This window comes from Pseudomonas luteola NBRC 103146 (assembly GCF_002091675.1).
GTDB lineage: Bacteria > Pseudomonadota > Gammaproteobacteria > Pseudomonadales > Pseudomonadaceae > Chryseomonas > Chryseomonas luteola.
Map to the genome: position 1 here is coordinate 20,586 of NZ_BDAE01000037.1, position 6,860 is coordinate 27,445.

7 protein-coding genes are annotated in these 6,860 nt (G+C 53.4%); 2 read left to right on the plus strand and 5 right to left on the minus strand.

Features of this window, described 5'->3' with window-relative positions; translation table 11 throughout:
- Window positions 1-202 precede the first annotated feature (202 nt).
- Both PLU01S_RS23090 and PLU01S_RS23095 read left to right on the plus strand, forming a co-directional pair.
- Window positions 203-1,489 carry a tyrosine-type recombinase/integrase gene (locus tag PLU01S_RS23090; RefSeq protein WP_074826495.1) on the plus strand — a complete coding sequence of 429 codons (1,287 nt, stop codon included), beginning with the start codon at window positions 203-205 and terminating at the stop codon, window positions 1,487-1,489.
- Between the two features lie 364 nt (window positions 1,490-1,853).
- Window positions 1,854-2,462: a PH domain-containing protein gene (locus tag PLU01S_RS23095; RefSeq protein ID WP_074826497.1), complete on the plus strand. Its 609-nt coding sequence runs from the start codon at window positions 1,854-1,856 to the stop codon at window positions 2,460-2,462.
- A 73-nt stretch (window positions 2,463-2,535) separates the two neighbouring features.
- Here PLU01S_RS23095 and thpR read toward each other — a convergent pair whose 3' ends face one another.
- The 5 genes from thpR to PLU01S_RS23120 form a co-directional block, all read right to left on the minus strand.
- The gene (gene thpR, locus PLU01S_RS23100) at window positions 2,536-3,051 is read right to left on the minus strand and encodes an RNA 2',3'-cyclic phosphodiesterase (protein ID WP_074826498.1); all 516 of its coding nucleotides are present in this window, start codon (window positions 3,049-3,051) and stop codon (window positions 2,536-2,538) included.
- Between the two features lie 57 nt (window positions 3,052-3,108).
- Complete coding sequence (locus PLU01S_RS23105) at window positions 3,109-3,498, minus strand: RidA family protein (RefSeq protein ID WP_010798326.1); 390 nt, start codon at window positions 3,496-3,498, stop codon at window positions 3,109-3,111.
- A gap of 9 nt (window positions 3,499-3,507) precedes the next feature.
- Window positions 3,508-4,968, minus strand: a complete 1,461-nt coding sequence (locus tag PLU01S_RS23110) for an N-acyl-D-amino-acid deacylase family protein (RefSeq protein WP_074826501.1) — start codon at window positions 4,966-4,968, stop codon at window positions 3,508-3,510.
- A gap of 2 nt (window positions 4,969-4,970) precedes the next feature.
- Complete coding sequence (locus tag PLU01S_RS23115) at window positions 4,971-5,831, minus strand: MurR/RpiR family transcriptional regulator (protein WP_074826502.1); 861 nt, start codon at window positions 5,829-5,831, stop codon at window positions 4,971-4,973.
- A partial coding sequence (locus PLU01S_RS23120) for a GntT/GntP/DsdX family permease (RefSeq protein ID WP_084339938.1) occupies window positions 5,831-6,860 on the minus strand: 1,030 nt, incomplete at its 5' end. The genes PLU01S_RS23120 and PLU01S_RS23115, both read right to left, overlap by 1 nt.

Consider the following 6,860-nt stretch of genomic DNA (forward strand, 5'->3'; position numbering starts at 1 on the left):
TTAAAGCTGAACGGCATTTGCCTATAAAAATGAGATCAATCTCACACAGCTTAGTTCTTTAACGGTTCGTTGGAAGCGGCACGAGACGGCTTTCGTAAGTGCTTGTGTCTTCTATAAAATCCTATAAACAAGCCAAATTTCCGATTACGTCCATAATCGGAAATTGATATACTAAGAAACCTGCCTTTTCAGTGTTATTTCGATGCTTTTCTCGTCTAAACCCCAGCCTTTATTTGACACTTATGCCAGTTTTCTTGGGCTTAATGCTACCTCTTACGAGGCAGAGCATACGTCTATCCTGAATTACCTGAAACGGTTTGAGCCCGGTATTCCGGCTAAAGGCGATTATTTTCATGTGCGTGAATTTTTGCGCTCTTATGCCGGCTGGGAAACGACATTCAAAGCCTATCGCACCCAAGTTGAACGTCTCCTTCTGTGGAGCTGGATCAAGGAAGGGAGGTCTATCCTTTCGCTCCGCCGCCAGGATGCCGAGGCGTTCCTGGCATTCAGTCAGGAGCCTGACGAGGACTGGGTGGGCACCTCTGTTCGTCGCCGCTTCATTCTGAAAGATGGCAGCATGGAGCCCAATCCGTTGTGGCGCCCCTTTGGGATTCAGGGTGATAAAGCCTCACGCAAGCTTGCTGTCGAAACAGGAGACGACGATGACACTACCCCAGAACGCTATGAAATGGCTCAGGGTACGCTCAAGCAAGTCTTTGCAATCTGCAGCTCATTCTATGATTACCTCAATGATCAGGACGTATTGGTGGGTAATCCCTTTCGAGCGATCAAGCAGAAGAGCCGCTTCTTTCAAAAGAAAGCCAAGGCTGTCAGCGGCAAGGTTCTTGACCGCCTTCAATGGGAGTTCGTTATCGAAACAGCGGAATGGATGGCTGCAGAGGAGCCTGAAAAGCACGAGCGTACACTCTTTATCATAGCGACCCTGTTTTCACTCTACCTGCGAATCTCCGAACTTTCCGGGCGGCCCGGCTGGTCTCCCACCATGGACGTCTTTCAGAAAGACCCTGACGGTTCCTGGTGGTACGTTGCAATTGGCAAGGGCAACAAGGAGCGTCGCATCTCGGTCAGTGATGACATGCTGGTCTATCTCAAGCGCTACCGGGCCTTCCGCAATCTGACGCCGCTGCCATACGCCGGAGATCCTGCGCCGCTACTGACCAAACATAATGGACAAGGCGGCCTGACCGATCGGCAGATTCGCAACCTGGTACAGGAATGCTTCGACACGGCGCTTGTACGAATGAAACAGGAAGGTCGCAGCGAGGACGAAGTATCCAATCTGCGCGCAGCCAGCGCCCATTGGTTACGCCACACCAGCGCAACCTACGATGCACCCAGCAGACCACTTAAACACCTGCAGGAAGATCTTGGCCACGCCAAGGCGAGTACAACGCAAGACATTTACTACAACGCCATCAACCAGGAGCGAGCGGCGTCTGGTAAACAGCGACGTTTAAAGGATCAATAAAGAAGTGAGCCATAAAAAGCTCAAAAAAGCTCATATGGGGTTTCGCAGCGTTCAAGGCGCTGCCCCATGGCTCCATATCCAGAATACATAACTTCGCATAATGTATATTATGTTAAATTAGATATTAGCAAGCACTGACGCCTCTATCCCCTTTATGGGTTTTGGGTCTTAAACCTTCCTCTGGATCCGGTTAAGCCAAGACAGATTTTCTTGCCTCGTTAATGGGCCTTCCTACGCCTTGTCTTTTTCTTCCTGCCTGATACAACTGCCCAACTGAAATTCACTTTGCGTGTTCAGTAAACCTTTTCTGCGTGCGTGCAGCCTCGATGTTGCGCCTTATCCTGTCACTCAAGGAAAGCCTGGTATGTTCAAACGATTTGCAGCAGATGCTTTGGGACTAAGCGACATCGGATCGATTATCAAACCAGCAGACTTCGACAAGGTCGATGCGGACGACTATCTCTTTCACGAGGACGGTGAAAAGATTTTCTTTCTGATCAAATCGAAAAAGGATGAATACTGCTTTACCAATCTGACGTTGATTCATGTGGACGGCGAATCTGCGGTATCGTCCAAGCGCACTATCAAACGCTACGATTACCTCAGCGAGCGTATTCAGAGCGTCATGATTGAAACGGCCGGCACGGTGGATCTAGATGTCGAGCTGAAATTCGTCATAGGTGGCAAACCCTTCAGCATCGATATCAAAAAGACCTTTCTTGAACAGGTCAAAGACATCTACAAGTCTCTGATCGGAATCAGCAAGATTCAGCACCTGGAAGAACTCAAGCGTGCCAATGCACTAAAAGTACTGGATATGACGGCCTCCATGTACAAGATTGCTAACCCAGCATCGCCTGAACACATAACCCAGCAATACACAGGTACCTTGGACACGCTGAATGCATTGATGCTGGAGACTTATATGACCCATGACTACAGCGCTGTATTCAGCAAGTATGTCCAGGCTTAAATATTCGCCAAGCAGCAATAGATAAAGTTTACATAAAAAGTAAAATGCGTAATGGGCGGCAGCTGTCACCGCCCTACTCTCCCGGACTGCCTTCAGCTACTGTCCATTCTTTTAAAGCTCTGTATTGCACGCTTCCCTGGCCGCTTTCCGATACAAACAAGGCAAAGCGCTCTACTGGCCACGCCAATGACGGTAGTCCACTTGGCCGACAGCGGCTTTTACGTGCAGCCGTCAGGTGTGGGATAAAGGGTCTGCGATCCAGCGGAACGCCCAAACTTTTCAGTCCCAGGTTTAGATCGTCAACCAGCGAAACCAGCGGCACTGGCGTCTGGGATGCAATCATGCTGATAAGCCCCTGATGCCAACGCTCGACGCGATCAAGCACGACCGTACATGGCTCAAAGCGTATGTGATCGCCTAGAGCCATAAGCGCGTCTATCTGTTCTTCTGGAATTTCACCCAGAAAAGCCAGTGTCATGTGAAGATTTTCAGGAGGAACCAGGCGCCCATCCATGCCCTGCTCCTTTCGCCAGGCGACTACACGTGTAATCACAGAGGCTGGGCACGGCAACGCAAAAAACATACGCATGATGATGGAATTCCTATAGTCAGAGCGATCAAACACTCTGACCCGGGAGCGGAGGCCTTATTCCGGTTTTTTGTAGGCGACGCAATCCACTTCGACTTTGCAGTCAATCACCATGCTCGATACTACACAGGCGCGTGCAGGCGGATGCTCGCCAAAATATTCCTTGAAGATCCTGTTGAAAGACATGAAGTCACGAGGATCATCCAGCCATACACCGCAACGCACCACATGCTCCGGGCCGTAGCCGGCTTCCTTGAGAATGGCCATGACGTTATCCAGGCATTGGCGCGTTTGAGTGACGATGCCGCCTTCGACCACTTCTCCGTTGACCATAGGGGTCTGGCCCGAGACGTAGAGCCATCCATCAGCCTCAACAGCGCGCGCAAACGGCAGGTGCTGCCCGCCTGTCCCGCTACCACCCTCAACACCGTAACGTTTGATTGACATGTCATCCTCCTAATTAAAGTGTGTACGCAGGTCACCTTGCCGGGAAAGGAAGCGACCGTTTCTATGGGGAGTCAGTTGTTTAGCTGAATACGACAGGATTCCATTTACCCAAACCGCATCGATCCCTTCTGCAGCGACCTTGGGTGTCTTGAAGTCAGCGGCATCGTGCACGGTTCTGGGATCGAACAGGACCAGATCCGCCCAATAACCTTCTCTGATCAATCCGCGCTCGTGGAGTCCAAAACGGGCCGCTGAAAGCCCGGTCATCTTGTGCACCGCGGTATGCAGGGGAAACAGGCCCACGTCTCGACTGAAATGCCCCAGTACTCGCGGAAAAGCGCCCCACAAGCGAGGGTGCGGGAATGGGTCTTCGGGTAGACCGTCTGACCCGATCATCGACAGCGGATGAGTCAGAATACGCCTCACATCGTTTTCATCCATTCCGTAATACACCGCGCCGGCTGGCTGCAGATGTTTAGCGGCATCCAGTAGCGATACGCCCCACTCCGCTGCAATGTCGCTCAGGTCACGGCCGCTCACGTCAGGATAGGGTGTAGACCAGGTAATGGTGATGCGAAAATCAGCTGTTACCTGCTTGAGATCCAGCGTTGAGGAACTGGCCGAATAAGGATAACAATCGCACCCAACTGGATGATCCCGTGCTGCTTGCTCCAACGCCGCCAGAAGCTGTGGACTACGTCCCCAATTGCCTGCACCGGCACATTTGAGGTGCGAGACGATAACGGGCGCCTTCGCATGACGACCGACACGAAACGCTTCGTCCAAGGCCTCTAGTACAGGCTCGAATTCGCTACGCAAATGTGTGGTGTATACCGCTCCGTAGGCGTCCAGCTCTGAGGCCAGTTCCATTACTTCGTCGGTACTTGCGTCATAGGCCGAGGCATAAGCGAGTCCTGTGGAAAGTCCCAGCGCGCCCTGCTCCAGACTTTCACGTAGCTGAGCCCGCATGGCAGCAATTTCGCCAGGCGTTGCCGTACGATAAAGGTCATCCATATGGTTGCTGCGCAGTGCTGTATGCCCAACGAGGGCAGCAACGTTTACCCCCGGATGCGCCTGTTCGATGGCTGACTTGTAATCGGCGAACGTCGGATAGACAAAGGCCGCTGCTGGCCCCAACAGGTTCATGGGATCTGGCGGCTCGCCTTTCAAGCTGACGGGAGAAGCGCTGATGCCACAATTACCTACGATAACAGTCGTTACACCCTGGCTTAGCTTGGGCAGCATCTCCGGCTGACGGATCACCACGGTATCGTCATGGGTATGAACATCAATGAAGCCCGGTGAAAGCACCCTCCCCGCGGCGTCAACCTCATGGGTTGCCGTTGCCCCACTTATGCATCCTATCTGTTCTATTCGACCGTTCTGTATAGCGATATCCGCCTGATAACCCGGCAAGTTGCTGCCATCGATCACCTGTGCATTGCGGATAAGAGCATCGTAGGTTGGCATTGCTAGTCTCCCAGCGGCAATCGCTCATCGCCGCCACGGTAGTCGTCCATGGCGAGCTTGATGCGCCGCAAGCGTTCCTGATTCGCTTCAGGTGCGCTCAATGCCAGCTCAGTAGCCAGAATATCCACGGCAAGCATCATTCCGTAGCGGGCGGCGGTAGGTTTATAGATAAAGTCTGTTTCAGCCAGAAACAGCGGCAGTACGACATCGGCCAGTTGGGAGACCGACGATGTTTCGGGTGCGATGGCCAGAATGCGAGCGCCGTACCCCTTGGCCAATCGCAACGACTCGACGAGTTCGGGCGTTATGCCTGTCATCGAGCAGGCAATTACAACCTGGTCATGGCTCAACGTGGCCGCTGTCAGGCGCATCAGAACCGGATCGTGATAAGCCGCTATGGGGTATCCCAGCCGAACCAGCCGGTACTGCAGTTCATCCGAAAAGATCGTGGAGCAACCGCCCATACCAAAGGCGTAAACCATGCGTGCCTCATGAACAAGTGCAACCGCCTGTGCAAAGGTTTGCTCATCGAAACAGGCCAGATGCTGGCGAAGCGTTGCTTCGATGTCACTGACGATATTGCCAAAGAATGCAGAATGCTCCGGTGCGTGTGTTCGGCCCAGAAACCGCGCTCCAACACCGCTGGCCTGAGCCAGCTGCAAGCGCAGGTCCCGCAAGTCCTTGCACCCTGCGCTGCGGGCAAAGCGGGACAAGGTCGCACTACTGACCTCAGCCCGTGTCGCCAGCTCGTCCAGGCTGGCGCTGGCTGCGAACGGCACATCCTCCAGGATCAGACGAGCGATACGTTGTTCGCCTGCACTCATATGCTCGAGACGTGCGCGGATTTGATACAGAATATCCATTACGGTACAGCCGCCAACGCTAATGTCAGAAGAAAGGCGATGATGGAAATCAAGGTTTCCAATACGGTCCACGTCTTGAACGTCTGGGTTACCGTCATGTTGAAATACTCCTTGATCAACCAGAACCCGCCGTCATTTACATGGGAAAAGATGACCGACCCTGCCCCGGTAGCCAGAACCAGCAGTTCAGGGTGTGGATAGCCTAACCCTAACGCAACAGGCGCGACGATGCCTGAAGCCGTGGTCATGGCGACCGTGGCCGAGCCGGTGGCAATGCGCATCAGCGCAGCAAAAAGCCACCCCATCATCAGGGGTGACAGGTTGAATTCCCGGGCCAGTCCAACGATTTCAGTGGTTACACCGGCATCGATAAGGATTCGGTTGAGCCCTCCACCAGCGCCTACCAGTAATGTGATCGTGGCCGTTGGAGCCAGGCACTCATTGGTAAATTTCAGGATCGCATCGCGGTTGAAGCCTTGAGCCAGCCCTAACGTCCAAAAACTCACCAATGTGGCAACCAGCAGTGCAATCACGGAGTTGCCGATAAATTGCAGAAACTGATTGAAGACGCTACCCGGCGTTGAAATCAGGTTGGCCCAGCCACCCATCAACATCAGCACAACGGGCAGGATAATCGTACCGATTGTGACGCCAAAACCAGGCAGCTGTTTACGAGGCTCACGCTCGGTAAACTGCTCGGCCAGTGGGTTTTCGGCTGGTAACTGAATCTTTGGAACGATGAACCTGGCGTAGACCGGTCCGGCAAGAATAGCCGTCGGAATACCTACGAGAACCGCATAGAAGAGCGTCTGCCCTACCGAGGCATGATAGGACTGCACGGCCAGCATGGCAGCAGGATGCGGCGGAACGAGCGCATGCACAACCGACAACCCCGCTACCATAGGCAGGCCTACCATCAGGATAGAGACACCTACACGGCGGGCCACGGTAAAGGCGATAGGAACCAGCAGCACGAAGCCCACTTCAAAAAACAGGGGCAGCCCCACGAGAAAGGCAATGCAGACCATC

Excerpts from the sequence above, each read along its gene's own strand:
- PLU01S_RS23090 (WP_074826495.1), top strand. The coding sequence starts at position 203 with ATGCTTTTCTCGTCTAAACCCCAGCCTTTATTTGACACTTATGCCAGT.
- PLU01S_RS23095 (WP_074826497.1), top strand. The coding sequence starts at position 1,854 with ATGTTCAAACGATTTGCAGCAGATGCTTTGGGACTAAGCGACATCGGA.
- thpR (WP_074826498.1), bottom strand. The coding sequence starts at position 3,051 with ATGCGTATGTTTTTTGCGTTGCCGTGCCCAGCCTCTGTGATTACACGT.
- PLU01S_RS23110 (WP_074826501.1), bottom strand. The coding sequence starts at position 4,968 with ATGCCAACCTACGATGCTCTTATCCGCAATGCACAGGTGATCGATGGC.
- PLU01S_RS23115 (WP_074826502.1), bottom strand. The coding sequence starts at position 5,831 with ATGGATATTCTGTATCAAATCCGCGCACGTCTCGAGCATATGAGTGCA.
- PLU01S_RS23105 (WP_010798326.1), bottom strand. The coding sequence starts at position 3,498 with ATGTCAATCAAACGTTACGGTGTTGAGGGTGGTAGCGGGACAGGCGGG.